Annotated in this window: 18 protein-coding genes; 14 read left to right on the top strand and 4 right to left on the bottom strand. The window is 64.5% G+C overall.

Annotated features, from left to right (window positions below; all coding sequences use genetic code 11):
- The 3 genes from NBY65_RS32970 to NBY65_RS32980 all read right to left on the bottom strand — a co-directional run.
- Window positions 1–170, bottom strand: a 170-nt coding sequence (locus NBY65_RS32970; RefSeq protein ID WP_250266066.1) for a DUF1653 domain-containing protein, incomplete at its 3' end; no start/stop codon positions are given.
- Between the two features lie 23 nt (window positions 171–193).
- Window positions 194–838 carry a uracil phosphoribosyltransferase gene (locus tag NBY65_RS32975; protein ID WP_150043399.1) on the bottom strand — a complete coding sequence of 215 codons (645 nt, stop codon included), beginning with the start codon at window positions 836–838 and terminating at the stop codon, window positions 194–196.
- On the bottom strand, window positions 839–1,507 hold the full coding sequence (locus NBY65_RS32980) for a DUF4062 domain-containing protein (protein WP_150043400.1): 669 nt from the start codon (window positions 1,505–1,507) through the stop codon (window positions 839–841).
- A gap of 660 nt (window positions 1,508–2,167) precedes the next feature.
- Between NBY65_RS32980 and NBY65_RS32985 the strand changes: the two genes are divergently transcribed.
- A complete protein-coding gene (locus NBY65_RS32985) occupies window positions 2,168–2,731 on the top strand; it encodes a 3'-5' exonuclease (protein ID WP_150043402.1) in 564 nt (187 codons plus the stop codon).
- A gap of 337 nt (window positions 2,732–3,068) precedes the next feature.
- Here the strand turns inward: NBY65_RS32985 and NBY65_RS32990 are convergent, their stop codons facing one another.
- A complete protein-coding gene (locus NBY65_RS32990) occupies window positions 3,069–3,350 on the bottom strand; it encodes a hypothetical protein (RefSeq protein ID WP_150043404.1) in 282 nt (93 codons plus the stop codon).
- A gap of 63 nt (window positions 3,351–3,413) precedes the next feature.
- On the opposite strand from NBY65_RS32990, the gene NBY65_RS32995 reads away from it, so the two are divergent.
- The 13 genes from NBY65_RS32995 to NBY65_RS33055 all read left to right on the top strand — a co-directional run bounded on the left by NBY65_RS32995 (window position 3,414) and on the right by NBY65_RS33055 (window position 17,511).
- On the top strand, window positions 3,414–3,992 hold the full coding sequence (locus tag NBY65_RS32995) for a DUF551 domain-containing protein (protein WP_150043406.1): 579 nt from the start codon (window positions 3,414–3,416) through the stop codon (window positions 3,990–3,992).
- Window positions 3,993–4,180: 188 nt separating this feature from the next.
- Entirely contained in the window at window positions 4,181–5,782 is a 1,602-nt protein-coding gene (locus tag NBY65_RS33000; protein WP_150043408.1) for a hypothetical protein, read from the top strand.
- 343 nt (window positions 5,783–6,125) lie between these two features.
- Window positions 6,126–6,695 (top strand): lytic transglycosylase domain-containing protein, encoded by a 570-nt coding sequence (locus tag NBY65_RS33005; RefSeq protein ID WP_250266057.1) that lies wholly within the window; start codon window positions 6,126–6,128, stop codon window positions 6,693–6,695.
- 2 nt (window positions 6,696–6,697) lie between these two features.
- Entirely contained in the window at window positions 6,698–6,883 is a 186-nt protein-coding gene (locus NBY65_RS33010) for a hypothetical protein (protein ID WP_150043412.1), read from the top strand.
- 44 nt (window positions 6,884–6,927) lie between these two features.
- On the top strand, window positions 6,928–7,248 hold the full coding sequence (locus NBY65_RS33015) for a VirB3 family type IV secretion system protein (RefSeq protein WP_162530768.1): 321 nt from the start codon (window positions 6,928–6,930) through the stop codon (window positions 7,246–7,248).
- Window positions 7,238–9,625 (top strand): VirB4 family type IV secretion/conjugal transfer ATPase, encoded by a 2,388-nt coding sequence (locus NBY65_RS33020; protein ID WP_162530769.1) that lies wholly within the window; start codon window positions 7,238–7,240, stop codon window positions 9,623–9,625. The genes NBY65_RS33015 and NBY65_RS33020 overlap by 11 nt, the downstream gene beginning before the upstream one ends.
- Window positions 9,622–10,338, top strand: coding sequence for a type IV secretion system protein (locus tag NBY65_RS33025; RefSeq protein WP_150043417.1), 717 nt, complete (start codon window positions 9,622–9,624; stop codon window positions 10,336–10,338). The genes NBY65_RS33020 and NBY65_RS33025 overlap by 4 nt, the downstream gene beginning before the upstream one ends.
- Window positions 10,339–10,381: 43 nt before the next feature.
- Window positions 10,382–11,278 (top strand): type IV secretion system protein, encoded by an 897-nt coding sequence (locus NBY65_RS33030; RefSeq protein ID WP_150043419.1) that lies wholly within the window; start codon window positions 10,382–10,384, stop codon window positions 11,276–11,278.
- Window positions 11,279–11,419: 141 nt separating this feature from the next.
- Window positions 11,420–12,181, top strand: coding sequence for a VirB8/TrbF family protein (locus NBY65_RS33035; RefSeq protein WP_162530770.1), 762 nt, complete (start codon window positions 11,420–11,422; stop codon window positions 12,179–12,181).
- Window positions 12,182–12,228: 47 nt separating this feature from the next.
- Entirely contained in the window at window positions 12,229–13,191 is a 963-nt protein-coding gene (locus tag NBY65_RS33040) for a TrbG/VirB9 family P-type conjugative transfer protein (RefSeq protein ID WP_239002988.1), read from the top strand.
- A complete protein-coding gene (locus NBY65_RS33045) occupies window positions 13,181–14,275 on the top strand; it encodes a TrbI/VirB10 family protein (protein ID WP_150043425.1) in 1,095 nt (364 codons plus the stop codon). The genes NBY65_RS33040 and NBY65_RS33045 overlap by 11 nt, the downstream gene beginning before the upstream one ends.
- Window positions 14,272–15,309: an ATPase, T2SS/T4P/T4SS family gene (locus NBY65_RS33050; protein ID WP_150043427.1), complete on the top strand. Its 1,038-nt coding sequence runs from the start codon at window positions 14,272–14,274 to the stop codon at window positions 15,307–15,309. Before NBY65_RS33045 ends, NBY65_RS33050 begins: the two co-directional genes overlap by 4 nt.
- 3 nt (window positions 15,310–15,312) lie before the next feature.
- The gene (locus NBY65_RS33055; RefSeq protein WP_250266058.1) at window positions 15,313–17,511 is read left to right on the top strand and encodes a type IV secretory system conjugative DNA transfer family protein; all 2,199 of its coding nucleotides are present in this window, start codon (window positions 15,313–15,315) and stop codon (window positions 17,509–17,511) included.
- Window positions 17,512–17,531: the final 20 nt, after the last annotated feature.

Genomic DNA, 17,531 nt, shown 5'->3' on the forward strand with positions numbered 1-17,531 from the left:
TCAATAATAACAGTATCTTTAAACATATTTTTTGGTCGAACCCATATATCTTCAGCACCATAGAGTGCTTTATAGACAATTACCTCCTCAAGAGTCTCGCTGTGCTTGGCCTCACCGATCACCACGTATTCTTTGCCCTTATAGTGGCGGTATTTTCCCAGCCGTATCATATCTTCTACTCCTTTTGCAGCGTTTATAACGCAAGTCTAGCGTCAAGATCTCCGACGCCAGGAATTAGCATTCCATCTTCATCCAGGCCATCACAGTTTCCGATAATAATGATTTCAGATCTTGGAAATTCATTAACCAAGTCAGCTAAACCAGCCTTGCTATAAAATATCGAAGCTATGAACAAACGAGACGGCATATACTGAGTAATTGCTGATTTAGTGAGAGAAATAGCTGTACATCCAGTCGCCAATACAGCTTTACCGACAATTACTGCTTCAACATTATGCCCACCAAGATTTGGGAAGCATGCCTCCCTTACAGGCGCATTTAAGGCCTTTTTTCCTCGTATCCCTTGAAAATTAATGTAACCTTGATCAGTTGCTCCGGATGATGCAGAAATTCCATGCCCCAATGTTTCAGCATCAGCTTTTGTAGTAATGACCACTAATCTAGGAATTCTAACAACTACCCCGTTAAAATTGACATTTTGCGGCGTGATAAATGCCTCATCCTTTGCGACTTTCATCGCTTCACCACATATTCTGCCAATTTCACACCCAATTGCGGTCAGAATCTGTTTAATTTCTTTAGCATTCAAGCTCTTATCTCGTATAGAATTGGCTAGGCCAACAACCCTAGCATCTGTAACCTTCGTAACATGTGCCATTTATCTACACCTGATGCGTCCTGTGAATTGATCAAACTCGTAAACACATCCCCAAAATTCGGTATAAATTTTTGATTTTTCAAAATGAATTTGATGGATATCTCGGTCGTTGTATATCTTAATTTCGATGTGTCGATCTAAGACAGAATATTCTATTTTACTGTGTGGAAATGGAGGACGAGACGTCACAATTAGAATAAATCTACTAACTATATTGCTGCTTCCTATTGCAGCCCTATCCAAAAGCCAAGATAAAAACACACCTTGAAGTAAAGATTTCAAGTCATGTGTAAATTTGTACTTAGTTACCCAAAATCCAGTTTTATAGGAAGATACTTTTTTAATAAAATCTTTTTGCCGTTTTTCTAACTTTAAATCGTCTTCTTTTTGGAAGACAACTATTTTGGTGGGATCACTAAGGCATGCCGATTCGAATTCAAATTCGGTTGCTGACTTGCCCGCACCTGGATCATAGCCATAGCGAGAGCCCAGCAAAAGAACAAAAAAATCACATTCCCGCGCAAGCGTTGTAGTTATATCAAATGGGTTTCCCGTATAGGCTGTATCGATTGGCGTCGCTCCCACCACTTCGACAATAGGATAATTCTCGAAAGATTTTAGAGCCGCATCCCGATCTGCGATGAGGTCTTTAATAGTAGAGCTAATCATCGCCTTTATCTTGTGACTCAAGTTTATACCGCCTTCATAAACAAAGACGCTTTGGCGCCTTCACCTTTTGGAAGCAGGGGTCGCCATCTTAGACCATCCGTGACGGAAAGCGAACAGGGCACAATCGGGAAGGGCTCAAGAACCTTGCGGCCTTGGTTTTTTCCTCTTACGCCGTAGCGTAGAAAAAACAATGATCTGCCAAGCCTATCCCTGATCAGCCAAATTTTCCTTAAAAATCATTAGGTATCATCACGTGCATCATGAATACAATTCAGATAAAAATATTAATATTAAAAAATAAATTATCAGATTCTAAAGATATATTTGGCAATATTATTATTGTTTAACATGTTGGCAAGCTACAAATATTTTCACCAAATATGTAGTCGTCGTACACGGCTATAAGGATCGCATGAACGACGTGGTCGGTATCGACGCCGTCTGGCTCAAGCTTGACGCCTACGACGAGTGATAGTACGGCGACCACGCTTTCGCCAGGGAAGTTGAGGCCGCCGATGAGAAGGCGGTCTATATCAAGGGGCCGAATAAGCGCGCGTGACAAAGGAGCCGCAAGGCACGACCTTCCCCGGGCATGCGACAGCGTGCAGGAGCACAAGGCGGCGATGGCGGTCATCGCCCAGATCAGGATGAGCGGCGAACATGCGGCCGGCCGTTAAGCAAGCCCGGCTTGACCGGTATATCTGCATCGACTTCGAAGCCTCCGCCCTGGGAGCGAAGAGTTTTCCGACGGAAGTCGGGCTTGCTGACCCGGTGACCGGCGAGGTCTGGGCGACCCTCATCAAGCCGCATCCCGTCTGGCTGACAGAAGGGGAATGGAACGCCGTCGGCGAATCCGTCACCGGAATTACCAGGCCCATGCTGGCAGAAAGCGGCGCGGATCCCAGCCAGATCTATGCCAATGTGCGCCGCCGCGTCGCGGACCGCGCGGTCGTCTCGGACAGTCCGAGTTACGACGGGCGCTGGTTCGCGGCGCTGGCCGCCGCCGCGATGCAAGGGACCGGCATGGAGGGCGAGAAGCCGCCGCCGCTGCTGGGTCTCATTATGGTCGCCTGGGAACTCGCCGCAGCGCGTGGCCGGCGGCCAGACATCGCCTGGAACAAGGCCGAGCTTGAGGTGGGCCTGCGCTTTCCGAAGCCCCACCGGGCCGGACCCGACGCTCGGCACAACGCGGAAATCCTGCGCCATCTCGCGGGGGCGTCATGAGCCACGAGTCTCAGCGAATGGTTGAAATTCAGGACGCAGACCTCCTGCTGGAAGCATGGTCCCGACCCAGTGCCGCATGGGTTGGAACCACGCACGGGGTCAAAATGACGCACAAGCCGACAGGCCTGATTGCGGTATGCGACGCGACGCCTTCTCAGTATCGCAACAGGGAAATTGCGCGCGCCATGCTGCGCGGTGGTATCGCCGCGTTGCTTCTGAGCGGGCGGACGTAATGTAGGTTGCCCCGCAGAGGATGGGACGATCGGCGCTATTGCTGAGGGCTGTCTGCTTCCTCACGGCCCTGCGCGGTCAACAACTACGGGAACCAGCCCGCTGCTCACGAGCTTTCGCCGAGGGCCGGCAAAGCACCGGGCTTGAAGTGGGTCGGTTGATGTTCAAGGGCTGTGTCATCGGCCCAGCCGGCCAGTCCGGCCGCGACTTCCCAGATCTGCAGCTCAATCATGGTGACGGGAGCGGCTTCCGGGAATTCGAACCGGGGCGTCAGTACCGCCACGGCCCAGCCGCCTTTGGCGCTCCAGACCAGCTGCGGCTTCGCGGCCGGCGTCGCTTCGGCAATCGGTCGTAAGCCATAGCGCTTGAAAAGTTCCAGGTCGTCCATGGCGTAGCCCTCGCGCCGGGGATCCGTGCAGAATAACCTTTCCCATGGCCCGGGTTCGAGACGGTGAATGAGGATCGAACGCAAAAACAGAAGGAGTGCGTGGCTTTGCACGCCAACCATCCAGCGCTTCAATGGCAGCCGATCGAAACGGCCGCAACGGAAAGAAATATTTGTGTTGCCAGGTTCGAACGCGGCGCAATGATTTTTGGCGCGGTTGGCTTTCTGACAGCCGACCGACGCGAGTTGTTCCTGCCTTTCGACAGCTGGCGGGACGGGGATGAAACGCCTTACATGATCCCGTCTGACCCGGATTGGCCGACACATTGGATGCCGCTACCTGCCTTGAAGGACAATGGCGACGGCGGCACGGTCGCGTCACTCCTTCCAGAAGAAGAAGGAGTTGCGGAGGCCGCCGCACTCGATGCAGTGCTGGCGAAGCTCCCGCCTGAAATCAAGCGCACAGCGGCTGACCCTGTTGATTACGAGAAGAAACTCATGATGTTGCGCGCGGCAGGCGAAAATCTTCCCGCCTTCAACGCACGCCAAGCCCTACGCGACACCTACCCAGACCTGCCGGCAGCGCTCGCCAAGAGGCTGTGGGAGAGCCTCCATCGCACTGTGCGTGAATGCGGCGCCCCATGAGCGCGGCAGCCGAATAGCCATGGTCCGTACGCGACACCCCATGAGCCGCCTGCACTCGAAAAACCCAACTGATGCCGCTTGGCGTGCGGCACAGGCGCACGTGGATGCGGATACGCGTTTGATTCGCGAGGGAGACTACCTGTGAGTGCTGTCATGGACGGCAGCCATTGAGACGGGAAAAACCTATTATGGCGGCACAGGGCCAAGGCACCGCCCCTTTGGTTGTGCAGAATGCCGCGCTTTATTTGGCGTTCTCGGCGGGATCTTCACATTCCGGCGCTCGGCGTCTGCTTTTAAGCCACATTATTAAGCCGCCGCATTTGGAAGAGCTTTACGAGCCTCCCGAGAAATGGCCGTCATTGTGCCGCGAACTGTTGTTCGCAAATTCGCTCGACGTCTGCGGCATCCCGGCCCAACGACATCCTTTTTTGCCGCCAGGCAAAAGCGATATTGCACCCGCATCGGCCCACGCTATCCGTAGCACCATCCGTTACTTGAAGCTCGGAGACGGCATAGAAGTCGTACGTGACCTCAATACCAACGCCCCCCGTGGCAATTTCATTCTCTTCGGCGGACCCGTTAATAACCGATATTCCAGAGCTATTCTGGGGACAGGTTGGGAATCGCCTCTTTTTCAGTTGGGCCGGGAAAAATGGCTCGGCCCTCCGATCAGGTTCGATATTACCTCCTTTTCGGAGGAAAAAAACTCATCAGAAGTAAGGTGGCCTTTAATTATTAAGGATCAGGTCTATGCTGGACCTGGAGAGTTTCTACTTATTACTAGCATACCTGATCCTCGGGCCCCATTGGCGCGCATCGTCAATCTTGCAGGCCGCGGCCCCCAAGGGGTTATGGCGGTTGAGCACTTTGTACGTAACGAAGCCATTTTGGAAAAATTGCTGAAAAGCGTTCGCCACATGACAGCGTGGCAGGCTTTACTTCGAGTTTCGTTGTCTTCTGACGGTTCTCCATCGGTTCTTGATATGGAGGCCGTCTATGAAATCGGCTATGACTTTTCGAATTTACAACGAGAAATGAAGTCTGTTCGGTATTTAGACGAGCCAAATGTCATTGAATTTAACGGATTTTTTGGCCTTGTTCGGCCATGGATCGACGATGCGCCTATTTCAGTGCCTGGTATGAAGAAAGGCCAGAAAACACCGCCAGTACCATCAACCGAGAGAAACGAGCTCAGAAGAGCTTTCCATACCCTTGCCTTTCTCATGGCGAAGCGCACCGGCGTTCCCGTCTCTGTGATCGGGAGCGGCATTGAAAAAGGAATTGTCGCTGTGTGTGCAGAACATGGCGTAACGTTCACCGGATTTCTCGGCGAAAAACAAGAAGCGGCGAGAGGTCTACCAATGCCAGACGATCAAACGCCGCACAGCGACACCGGCTATGATAGTGGGGCGTCCAAGAAGGCGGAGAGCCTGCCTCCTCTACCTCCTGGCCTCGAATGGCCGCAGGAGACCTACCGCGAATGCCGCAAGCTCCACGGGTGGCGCATCGTCACCTTTTTGGAGAAATGTTGGCTGCCGTTGATTGAAGCCGGCGTGCCGATCAGCCTCAGCATCGTACGGAAAGTCGATCCGACTGCTGCTGTGGCAATTAGCAATTATCGAAATCCAGTGACACACAAACGCGGAGATTTACCATCGCATCTCGATATTCCGGTGCGTCGTGAAGTGACAGATCGTAGAATTAAAGAGTCTGGGGTAACCGCCGATCCAACTTTGGTCCGTACCGTCATAAACCGATTGAAACGTGGCAAGAAAGTACCGGGAATGTGAGTTTATTAAACTACATGTAAATCAATTATAAGTAATATGACAAAAATGTGAGAGAAATATTTTTTGGGCAGTTTTGCTGCATTTGGAGCAGCGGCAGAGGCAGAACAACAAAATAGTGGGCCCAATTCGGCGTTGTCTTCATCTGATAACTCGGTAATCATCCATCCCGCTTAAATAAGCGTCGCATAATATCGCGACGTCAACACAAAAACGCCAGCGTCGGCAGAACGCACACGCAGAACATGGACCGCGCAGAGATGCTTTGTTGTCAAATGGAGCATCTAATGACAGCGACAAGTCTATTTGTCTTAATCTCACATCTGTGGGTTGGGCAGAACTTGTCGTGAGCAGCCTTACGGCAGCGGCAGTGTTGGCCATGGCCGCGCTACCGGCCTGCGGCGGCGGACTGGGCGTGCCGCCGTGGCGCATGGCGGCGCTTGTGGAGGTCGAAAGCGGCGGCGATCCGCTTGCCATCAACATCAATGGCCCCGGCGGCGGCACGCGGCGCCCGGCGACCAAGGCCGAGGCGGTCACGCAGGCAACGGCGTTGATCGCCAAAGGCCGGTCGCTCGATCTCGGGCTTACGCAGATCAACGCGGCCAATCTGGCGCGCCATGGGCTGACGATCGCGGCAGCGTTCGATCCCTGCGCCAGCCTGCGCGCCGGGACCGAGCATCTGATCGACGATTTCTGGCGGGCCGCGCACAGCGCCTACAACACCGGAGATCCCCGGCGCGGGATTCGCAATGGCTATGTCGGAAAGATCGAGCGCGCGCTGTCCCGCATGCCAGCCGTAGCGCCGGATCCTCCGGCGGCCGCCGTGCCACCGCCGGCACCATGGGACGTCTGGATCACGCCGCCAGCGATCGACGCCTTGGAACAGCTTGAAGCAATAGCGCCGGAGTTTCCCTAGCCATGCTTGATGCGCTCATCGCCTGGGTGCAAACCCACGCCGGCCGGCCAATGCTATCGGCAGGGGTGCTCCTGATAGCGTTCATGATGCTGACCGCCCGGATAAGCCTTGGCGTCATTGCCATCGTGGCCGGCGGCGGCCTGCTGTTTGCGAATTACGCGGCCATCGTAGGGATGTTTGGCTTCTGATGCCAGCGGCGTCATCCGATCCTCACGCCGGCCGGGAAGACGCTTTGTATCTCGGCGCGACACGGCCCGCCATGTGGTTCGGGCTGCCGATCATGGCGGCCGTCGTGCTCGTGGCGACGGCCTACATGATCCAGGTCACGATCACCGGTTGGCGGGGCATTGTTTGGGCAATCTGCTTGGTCGGGCCGGCCTGGATCGGCGCGCGCCACGCCGTCGCCCGCAGCCCCTATGGGCTCAACGTCGTTGCGCTCTGGATCAGAACATCGGCCCTGTGCGGCGACTGTGACACCTGGGGCGGGTCGTCGCGCAGCCCGTCGCCGAACCGCCCTCCGGTTCGTCCGCGCGGAATGCGGTATGTGGTCTGAACTGCGCGAAAGACTGGCGCTGCGCGATCGCGCAGCGACCGAGTACCAGGGGGTCGATCGCCACGCCGCGCCGGATGTCGTGCTGCTGCAAGACGGCACCCATCTCGCCATGGTGCACCTTGACGGCAAGCCGCTGGCGCAGCAGGACGATGCGCAGCGCTATGCCGAGCGCCGTCGCCGGCATGCGGTTTTGCGGGCGCTGTCCGATCCGAACATTGTCATTTACGAACATATGGTCGTGCATGACAGGGTCGCGCAGTTCAGGGTCGGGACCTTCCGCAGCGCCTATGGCCGTCAGCTTGCAGAGGACTACCATGCGGCCACGGACACCGGCGCGCTGACACGCGCGTGGTTCATTACCATTATGGCAAGGCCAGCCGGTGCCCTGGTCCATGGGCTGTTGGGCGGCTTTCGGCGCAGACAGGCGGAAAGCGACGCGGCGCTGAGACGCCAGATCGAGGAGCGCTGCGCCCTCATCGTCGACGCGCTGCGCGACTACGCGCCGCGCCGCCTCGGCACGCGCTGCCAGCGCGGCATCGTTTACTCCGAAATCGCGGAAGCCCTTCGTCTCATCCTGTATGGGCGCTGGGCTCCGGTGCCGATGCCAGCTGGACCGCTGGCGGCCGCAATCTATAGCGACCGGATCATCTGCGGCTTGCGCGGATTCGAAATCCGCGGCGCCGGGCGCAGCACGTATGGCATGGCCTTCGGTCTGCTGGATTATCCGGAGAAAACCCCGCCATGGCTGATGGATGGCCTGCGCGCCGGGCGCGACCGCCTCGTCGTCACCAACAGCTTCCGGTTCCAGGCGCGCGGCAGCGTCACCGAGCGGCTGGGCCTGCGCGGGCGGCAGATGGCGAACGCCCAGGATCCGGCCATCAGCCTGGCCGAAGGCCTCGACGAAGCGCGGGACGAGGCCGCCTCGGGGCGCGGGATCTTCGGCGACCATCATTTTTCGGCCGTGGTTCACGTCGACACGCCGGAGGCGCTTCCGGCCGCCGCGAGCCGCACGCAGGCGCTGTTGCTGGCGTGCGGGTTGGCGACGACCCCGGAGACCCTGGGATGCGAGGCGGCCGTATGGGCGCAATTGCCGGACAGTCCGGCTTGGCTCCGGGCACGGTACGGGATGATTTCCGGCCATAATTTCCTTTCGTTCTCGCCCTGCGGCAACGACCCGCGCGGCGGCGGCCGCGGCCCGTGGGGCGAGCCGATCCTGCGTCTGCGCTGCGCCGATGGCACGGCGCACGATTTTCATCCGCATGCGGCGGATGACGTCGGGCACGCGCTGCTGTTCGGCCCGACCGGCAGCGGCAAGACCGTCTTCTTGGCGATGACCGCCATCATGCTGGAGCCGGTCATGGCCGCCCGGGGCGGGATCGTGGTGCTGTTCGATGCGGACAAGGCAAACGAATTGGCCGTGCGGGCGTGCGGCGGCTTCTACATCAGCATCCGGCGCGGCCGGCCCTCCGGCATGGCCCCCCTCAAGGCGCTGGCGCCAACGCCCGAGAACTTGGCCTGGCTCCAGGAGTTCGTGATCGGCCTGATCGTCAGCGACGGCAAGCCGCAGCCCTCTGCAGCCCAAGTCGAGCGCCTGGGCCGCGGCATCCGGTTCGTGATGCGCTTGCCCCCCGGGCGGCGCAGCCTGCTGGCGCTGCGCCAGTTCCTCGACCATGAGCCCGACGGTTGCGGCGCGCGCCTTGAGCCTTGGTGCGAGGGCGGGTCGCGCGGCTGGGCCTTCGACGGCGCGGAGGACCATATCCGCCTGGAGGCGGGCCTCGTCGGCATCGACAATACGGAACTGCTTGGCGACGATACGGCAGCGGTGCGCGAGCTGATGGCCGCCTACCAGCTTTGGCGGATCGGCGAGAAGGTTGGCACCGGCGCGCCCGCCGCCGTGCTGGTGGACGAAGCGCAGGCCTACCTGCCCTCGCCCCGCTTTGCCGCCGCGTTCGAGATGTTCGTGACCCGCCTGCGCAAGGGCAACGGCATCCTGTGGATGGCGATGCAGCAGCTGCAGGCCGTGCTGCGCCACGCCTTCGGCCTGACGCTGGTCAGCAACAGCCCGACCAAGCTCCTGTTCCCGGACCCGGCGGCGGAGGCGGCCGCCTATCGCGAGGGCCTGCGGTGCACCGAAGGCGAGCTGGCCGCCGTGCGCGAGGGCATGCTGGCGATGGGCCGCGGCACGTTTCTCGTCAAGCGGGAGAGCGCCAGCTTCATCGCCCGCGCCGACCTGAGCGGCCTGCCCGATCATCTCGCCGTTCTGGCGGGAACGCCGCGGCGCCGCGCGCTGGCGCACCGGATCATGACCGAGGTGGGCGAAGACCCGGCCAGGTGGGTGCCGCTTTACCGGCAACGCTATCGGGAGGCCGAGTCGTGAAAAAGTCCGCGCTCCTGGCTGCGGCGCTGACCGCGTCCTTGGGGCTAGGGTCGCCGGCGCAGGCCCAAAGTGTTTTCTGTATCAATTGCGCGGATCAGCCGACGCAGGCGCTCGGTTGGCAGATGCAGGGCCTCAACATGGCCAACCAGATCAACCAGCTGGTGGCGGAATACCGCCTGCTGACCCAGGTGTGGAATTCCCTCGCCCACGTCACCAATATCGGCGACATCGCCTACGCGATGGGCGGCGTCGCACACAGCTTCCTGCCGCCGGCCGGCGCGCTGCCGAGCCTGCTTGGCGGCGCCGGTCCCCTCTTCGGCGCCGCGCCCGCCTTCCTGCAGGAGAACCGCCTGGCCGATGTCGGCGCCGCCAGCCCCTGGGCGCAGGCGATGCAGCAGCGGGAGCTGACGACCGCCAATGTGCAGGCGCTGGCGCAAGCCGCCCTGGAGGATGCGCAAGCCCGCATCGCGGCGCTGACGGCAGCCGAGGCCGCGATCGCGGCGAGCGGCGACGTCACCAGCAACGGCGCGCTCGGCAACGTGGTGGCCCTCGCGCAATTGAACCTTGCGGCCCACAAGCTGCAGCTCGACCAGATGCAGACCATGCTGGCGGCCGCCGGGCGCGTCGAGCAGCAGCGCGCCGAGCAGGCGCAATGGCAGAGCGCCAGGCAGATGCTCGAAAATTCTCGCCCGGTGACTGAGGAGTTTCGCTGACGCCCGCGCCGGGCGCGCCGGCGAAAGGGAAAGGATCCGGACGATGGCCGAAAGCGGCTTTCTCGACCTGACCACCCATCTCGACACCGTGCTGATCGACGGCGTCGGCGAGGCCGTGCAAGGCCTGCTCGCCGGCGTGCGCGCGCCGCTGGCCGCCGCCCTGAGCCTGCTTGTGATGTTCCTCGGTCTTGAAGCCATGGTTGGCAACGCGTCGGCGCGCCGCTTCGCCATGACGGCGCTCAAGGCCGCCTTCATCGTCACGCTCCTGCGCGCCGAGAATTATGTCCCCTACATCCAGGAAGCCGCGCTGACGACCGTGCCGGCCGAGCTCGCGCGCTGGCTCAACGGCCCCGGCGTGCAGGCGAACGCGGCCCGGCAGTTCGACGTGCTGGCCGAAGCCCTCAAGCATGCGGCCGCCTTGCTGCTTGTCCAGTTGCCGGGCGTCCTGAACAGCGTCAACCGCGGTCTGGTCCACGGCTTTGGCATCGTAGGTAGCGGCGGGATCTATGTCATGTGCCTGCTGTGGTATCTGCCAAGGATTTTGTTAGGAATTGTTATCGTTCTTGGGCCCTGCCTGATCCCGTTTTTCCTCTTTCACGCCACGCGTGCCTACGCGGAGTCCTGGGTCGGCAAGGTGGTGGCGCTGACGGTCCTGCAGCTCGCCGCCGCCGTCCTGGTGCGCTTGCTGCTCGTCGCGATCACGCACCGGATGCTGGTCCTGCAGGCATCCGCCGCGGCCGGGGACGAAGGGCTCTGGACGTTCGCCGGCATGACCGGGCTGATGTGGTTCGGCGCCCTCATGATGGCGGTTTTGCCGCTCGCCATCACCGTCGGCTCCGGCATCGGCGCCGCGAGCACCGCCATTTTCGCCTACACCGCGGCGGCCGCACGGATGCCGGTGCGGACCACGGCAGCCGCGGCCCGCCTCGCCCGCCGCTAGGAGAAATTTGCCGATGCTGCGTCGCGCGCTGCTGATCCTTGGCCTCCTCGTCCTGACCGGATGCGGGGCGTCCTACGCAGCGCCGGGCTGCCGGGGCGACGTCTTCGAGCTGAATGCGCCACCCGTTGGGGGAGGACGCCCATGACCATGCCGCCGCATCCGGCGCCGGACGAAGAGCGCCCGCAAGCGCCGGACGACATCCTCACGCCGGCCGAGCTCGCCAGCCTGTATCGCGGCGCCGGCGCGGCGCGCGCCCGCGAGGCCCGGCGCCGGGCCCTGGCCAATTGCGGGCGCGTTTCGCTCCTCGTGGCGCTCGCGGGCGCCTGCATCGCGCAAGCGGCGGCGCTTGCCGCCCTTTTGCCGACGGTGCGCGTCGAGCCGGTGTTCGTTTACCTGCGCGAGGACGGCACCGCGACGTCTTCGCTGGCCTGGAAGGACATGCCCGCCGATCTGCGCGAGGCGAACATCCTCAACGTCATTGCCGAATACGTGCGCTTGCGCGAGGGCTGGTCGGCGGGCGAGGCCGGCCACGCCTGGGACGTCGTGTCCGCCTTGTCGGCGAAGGCCGTGCGCGACGAATTCCAGGCCTGGTATCGCCAGGACAACCGGGAATCGCCGCAGCGCCTTTACGGCGAGACGGCGACCGTCCGCGTCGTGGTCACCGACGCGCGCCGCGATCCGACGGTGCCTGGCGCTTGGCGCGTTTACTTCACGCGCGCCGTGCAGGCGGGCGGCGCGGCCGCCCGGCCCGTGCCCATGGTGGCGGCGCTGCGCCTCCGCGACGCCGCCAATCCCAGGCTGATCCCGTGGTACCAGCGGGTCCAGTTCAACGGCCCCGCCATCGTGGTCGTCGAATATCCCGGCGCCGTGCCGGTCGGCCCGGCCGGGGAGTCGGCCCGATGAGGCGCGCAGGGGCGCGGGCCCCCGCGCTGGCGCTTTGCGTGGCGGCCATGGTCCTGGGCGCCGCGCCGGCCCTGGCAACCAGCATCCCGCAGCCTTGCACGAAGGCGGACCAGCGGGTGCGCTGCGTGGCGTATAGCCCGAGCCAGGTGGTGCAGCTCTACGCCGCGGTTGGCGCGGCGCTGACGATCGAGTTTTCCGACGCCGAGACCGTCGCCGACGTCTCGGCGTCCGATAACGGCCTTTTGGAGGGCGCGGCAAGATCCGAGCGGCAGCCGCTCGTCGCAAACGACCAAGGCCCGGCCACGGCCGATCGCAACCTGATGATGGCGAAGCGGCGCAATTACCTTTTCCTGAAGCCGCTGCTCGCCTTGCTGCCGCAGCCGCTCACCGTGCTCACCAAGCGCGCGGACGGCACCGCGCGCCGCTACACCTTCCAGCTGGAGACCCGCCCGGGCGGGCTCACCGCCGCCGTGCCGGACACGTTTTACACCGTGCGGTTCACCTATCCTGAGGAGGCGGCGGCCGCGCGGCGGGCCGCGGCGCAGGCGGAACGGGCGGCGCGGGACGCCGCCCGGGTCGCGGCGCGGCTCAAGCAAAACCGGAACGCCGGCCCGGCCGTACGCAACGCCCGTTATCGGGGCCAGGGCACGGCCGCCGCCCGCGCCGCGCTTGCGCCGGCCGGCAGCGCCCGCGGCCCGGCGATCTGGGACGACGGCCAGCAGACCTACTTGCGCTACCCGGGCAACCGGCGCGTGCCGATGATCTACCAGGTGTTGCAAGACGGCCAGGAAGGCGTCGTCGGCCAGTCGGTTGCCCCGGATCCTTCCACGCACGGCACGCTGGTGACGCTGCACGCCGTCGTGCCCATGCTGCGGCTGCGCGACGGCGAGAGCGTGCTGTGCATCGTCAACGCCGGCTTCGACGCGACCGGCTGGAATCCCGGCACCGGCACCACGACGCCCGACGTCGTGCGCGAGCTGATCCCCGAGGAGCGGCGGAATGGCCGATAACGAATTGCCGCCGGCCGCCTCGCCGGTGGGCGGCGGCCCGCCTGCGCGCTGGCGCCGCCGCGCGCTGCTGCTTCTGGCTCTTGTCCTCTTCCTCGGCTTCATGTGGCTCACGACGGAGCCGCCCCGCCGCCCGCCCGCCCCCAAGCCGAACAGTGGCACCGAGGAGCCCGGGCAGATTGGCCGCCCCTTCGAGCCGGTCCCGCCGCCCCCGGAGCCCGCGCGGCCGGCGCTGCCCGCAAAGCCCGCCATTCCCGCGACCGCGCTTCCGATCGCCCCGCCCTACCGGCCGGCACCGTTGATGGCGTTTGGCGGCCCGGCGGAGACCATGCAGCCGGGCCCCGCGATGGCGGGGCCCGGGCGCAGGGAAGACGGCGCCGGCCCGTTCCCGCCGGCCGTCGAGCCGGCCGCCGCGGCTGTCCTGCAGGCCGACCCGCTCGCCGCCCGCTTGCGCGCCGACGACCAGCCGGTCGCGGTGGCCACCCGCCTGCCCGACCGGAATCTGGTCCTCACCGAAGGCACGCCGATCCCCTGTTTGCCGGACGCGCCGATCACGAGCGACATCGAGGGCGCCTTTCGCTGCAAGGTGCCCGCGGCCGTCTATGCCACCAGCGGCGCCGTGGCGCTGCTCGATCCCGGCACCTGGATTGTCGGCCGCGTCGGCGCCGGCCTGCGGCGCGGCCAGCGGCGGCTGTTCGCGGTCATGACCCGGATCGAGACGCCGCAAGGCTGCGTGGTGCGTCTGCGCGCGCCGGTGGCCGACGCGCTTGGCCAGGCCGGGCTCGACGGCGACATCGACACCCATTTCTTCGAGCGCTTTTCGGCTTATCTCGGCATGGCCTTCCTCGACACGGCCCTGCAGGCCGCCGTGCTCGCCGCCAGCAATGCCGGCGGGCGCAACAACGGCTTTCAGTTCTACCAGTTCCAGCAGGCGGGCCGCGAAGGGGGCCAGGCGCTGTTCGCCGACCAGGCGGCCATACCGAGCACGCTCAGCCGCGGCCAGGCCATGCCCATCGTCGTGCGGCTGACCCAGGACATCGACATGCGCGCCTGCTTCCGGCTGCGCGCGCGAGAGGCGGGGCGATGAGTGGCGTCCGTGAAGCCGCCCTGTTGCTGGATGAGATTTTGGCGCCGATCGCCGCCGACCTCGCGGACCCGGCCGTCGAGGATGTGGCGATCAACGCCCCGCAGGAAGCCTGGGCGCGGGGCCCGGACGGCTGGACGCGCCGCGATGTGCCGGCCTTCGACGGCGAGACGCTCGAAGCCATCGCCATCCTGATGGGCGCGCTGCGCCGGCAGGATGTCGGAGCCGACAAGCCCTTCTGCGGCGGCGAGCTGCACACGGGCCACCGCTTTCAGGTGGTCGTTCCCCCCGCCGTTCCCCCGGGCACCGTCAGCCTGACTTTTCGCCGGCCAAGCGACGCCGTCGCGCCGCTTTCTGACGTGCCGCGGCGCTACGGCACCGCGCGGTGGAACAAGTGGCAGGCCCGGGGCGCCAGCCGGCGGCGGGACAGCGCCGCCCTGCTCCAGCTCTATGACAGCGGCGATGTGGTGGGATTTCTCCGCGCCATTGTGCGCACGCGCCGGACGCCGCTGCTGGCGGGCCCAACCGGAGCGGGCAAGACCTTCATGAGCAAAACGATGCTTGCCGCGGCGCCGCGGGAACGGCGCGTCCTGACGATCGAGGACGCGCTTGAAATGGTGGTGCGCCAGCCCAACGCGGTGCGGCTGCTGTTTGCCGGCGGCGGCGTCACGCCGGCCGCCTGTCTTCACGCCGCCCTGCGCATGCGCCCGGACCTGATCCCGCTCCAGGAGCTGCGCGAGCCGGCCGCGGCCTGGGTCTATCTGAACGAGGTGGCGACCGGCCATCCGGGATCTCCCACGACCATCCACGGCGAGACCGCGCCGCAGGCGGCGCGCCGTCTGTTTGCCCTGCTCAAAGGCAGCCCCGAAGGGGCGGGCATCGGCGACGCGGTGCTGTTCGGGATGATGGGCGCGGCGATCGACCTGATCGTGCCGATCGGCACCGAAGGCGCGACCCGCCAGATCGGCGAAGTGTGGTTTGCCGATGAGGCGGCGCGGCGCGGCGAGACAATCGCCGACCTGCTGCGGATGGCCTGACCCGTGACCCGCAAAGCCCTGCTGCTGGCTGGCGCCGCCGTTGGCCTGCCGTGCGTCTGGACCGTCACGGCCAGCGTCGGCTTTCTCGCCCTGACCGGCTTCTGGACCCATCCCGCCTTTGCCACCGGCTGGCGCTGGGCCTGGGCCTGGTGGCTCTACGCCCCCGATCCGGCGCTGCGCGCGACGTTCGCGCCAGCCCTCGCCTTCTCCGGCATGACCGCGGGCCTGTTCGCCGCCGCCGCCGCCGTCCGGGCCGCGCAGGCCGGCCGGCGCCAGCGGCTGCATGGCGAGGCGCATTGGGCCGGCAAAGCCGAAGCCCGCCGAAGCGGCCTGCGCTTCACCCGGCGGCCGCCCGGGGATGCGCTGATCCTCGGTCGCACCCGCGGGATCTGGGGTCTCTGGCGCCGCTATGTGGTGTTGCCCGGCGAGGAGCACGTCTCCCTCTATGCCCGGACCCGCAGCGGCAAAGGGGTCTCCGTCGTGGTGCCGAATTGCCTGGCGTGGGACGGCTCGCTCGTGGCCTTCAGCATCAAGCGCGACCTGGTGAGAGACGCGGCAGGGGCGCGGCGCGCCAAGGGCCAGGAGGTTTTCGTCTTTGATCCGACGAATCCGGATGGCCGGTCGCATCGCTGGAATCCGCTCGGCCATGTGCCGCGCGGCCAGGTCGGGTGCGCTGACGCCATCCAGCGGGTGATGCAGACGCTTGTCCCCGAGACAAAGGCGAACAATCCGTATTGGGACAATGCCGGCCGCCGTGTGGCCGGCGCCGCCGCGGTGCTACTCGCCGAAACGCCGGGCGCGCCGCTGACCGTGGCCGCCGTGCGCCGCCTGATCGAGCGGGCGGACTACGCCCAGAACTTCCGGACCATGATCGACGCCGCCCGCGCCCGGGCGCAGCCCTACCCGGCGGCGGCCGTCGACGCCATTCTCGGCTGGCTCGACCGGGAGGCGGATCCGGGCGCGTTGGGCGTGCGCGACACCATCGTCACGGCGCTGCGGCTGTGGGACAGCGAGGTCATTGCTGCCGCGACCGAAACCAGCGATTTCGATCTGGCGGCGCTGCGGCACCGGCCCGTCAGCGTGTTTGTCTGCGCGGAAGTGGCCGATATCCGCCGCTTGCGGCCGCTGTTCAGCCTCTTCTTCCAGCAGCTGATCGCCGTCAACACGCGCCGGGAGTTCGGCGAGGATCCGCGCGACCGCCATCGCCTGGCCGTGGTGCTGGACGAATTCTGGGCGCCGGGCCGGATGGATGTGCTGGCCGACGCCGCGGCGTTCACGGCCAGCTTCGGCTTCCGCATGCTCTATGTCGTCCAGAGCAAACAACAGTTGGCATCTATCTATTTACAGGAAGGGGCCGAGAACCTGTTTCTCAACACCGGCGCCGAATTGCTGTTCGGCGGCGCCGACCAGCGCTTGGCCGAAGAGGTCAGCAAGCGCGCCGGCACGGACACCGTGGAAACCGTCAGCACGCACAGGCCGCGCTTCTTCGGCTGGCTGTTGCCGGCCAGGCAGCAGGAGCAGCTGGCGCCCCGGCCGCGCCCGCTGCTCCTGCCGCAAGAGCTGCAGCGGCTTCCCCCCCATGAGATGATCGTTCTGCGCCCGTCCCTGCCGCCCCTGAAACTCGATCGCATCATCTATTACACCGATCCCGCCTTTCGCGATCTGCTGGCGCCGCCGCCCGTCGTGCCGCGTCTCCAGCTGCGGGTCGAGCGCGACCCGGAACCGCCGCGGCCCTCGCCGGCGGAATGTGAAGCGGCGGCGCGGGCGCAGGCGGACAGCGAAGCCGCGGCGGCCCGCCAACAAGCCGAAGCCGCGCACGCGGCCTTGCGGCAAGCGGCAGCCGCAACGTCGCAACTGGCCTATGACGCGGCGGTCGCCGAACGCGGCGCCGCCGCGGCAGCCGAGGGCGAAGTCGCACGGGCCGCCATCGCCGCCGAGCGGGCGCGGGCGGCGCGCGCCGAAGCCGCGCGGGCGCTGCGGGCGGCCGCGGCCGATGAGGCCTGGCGCGGGCACGCGGCCGCCGCGGGGGCGGCGGCCGAACAGCTGTCCGCGGAAGCGGCCCGCATCGCCGAGAGCGCCCGGCGGGCCAAGCGGACGGCCACGGCGGCCGCGCAGGCGGCCCGGGCGGCGGCGAAGCGCGCGGCCCATTGCGCCCGGGCCGCGGCGGAAGCCGGTGATCGGCCGCTCGAAGACGACGCATGAAGCAAATGAAGAAAAGATCC

It is taken from the genome of Rhodovastum atsumiense, assembly GCF_937425535.1.
In the GTDB taxonomy this organism is placed as follows: Bacteria; Pseudomonadota; Alphaproteobacteria; order Acetobacterales; family Acetobacteraceae; genus Rhodovastum; species Rhodovastum atsumiense.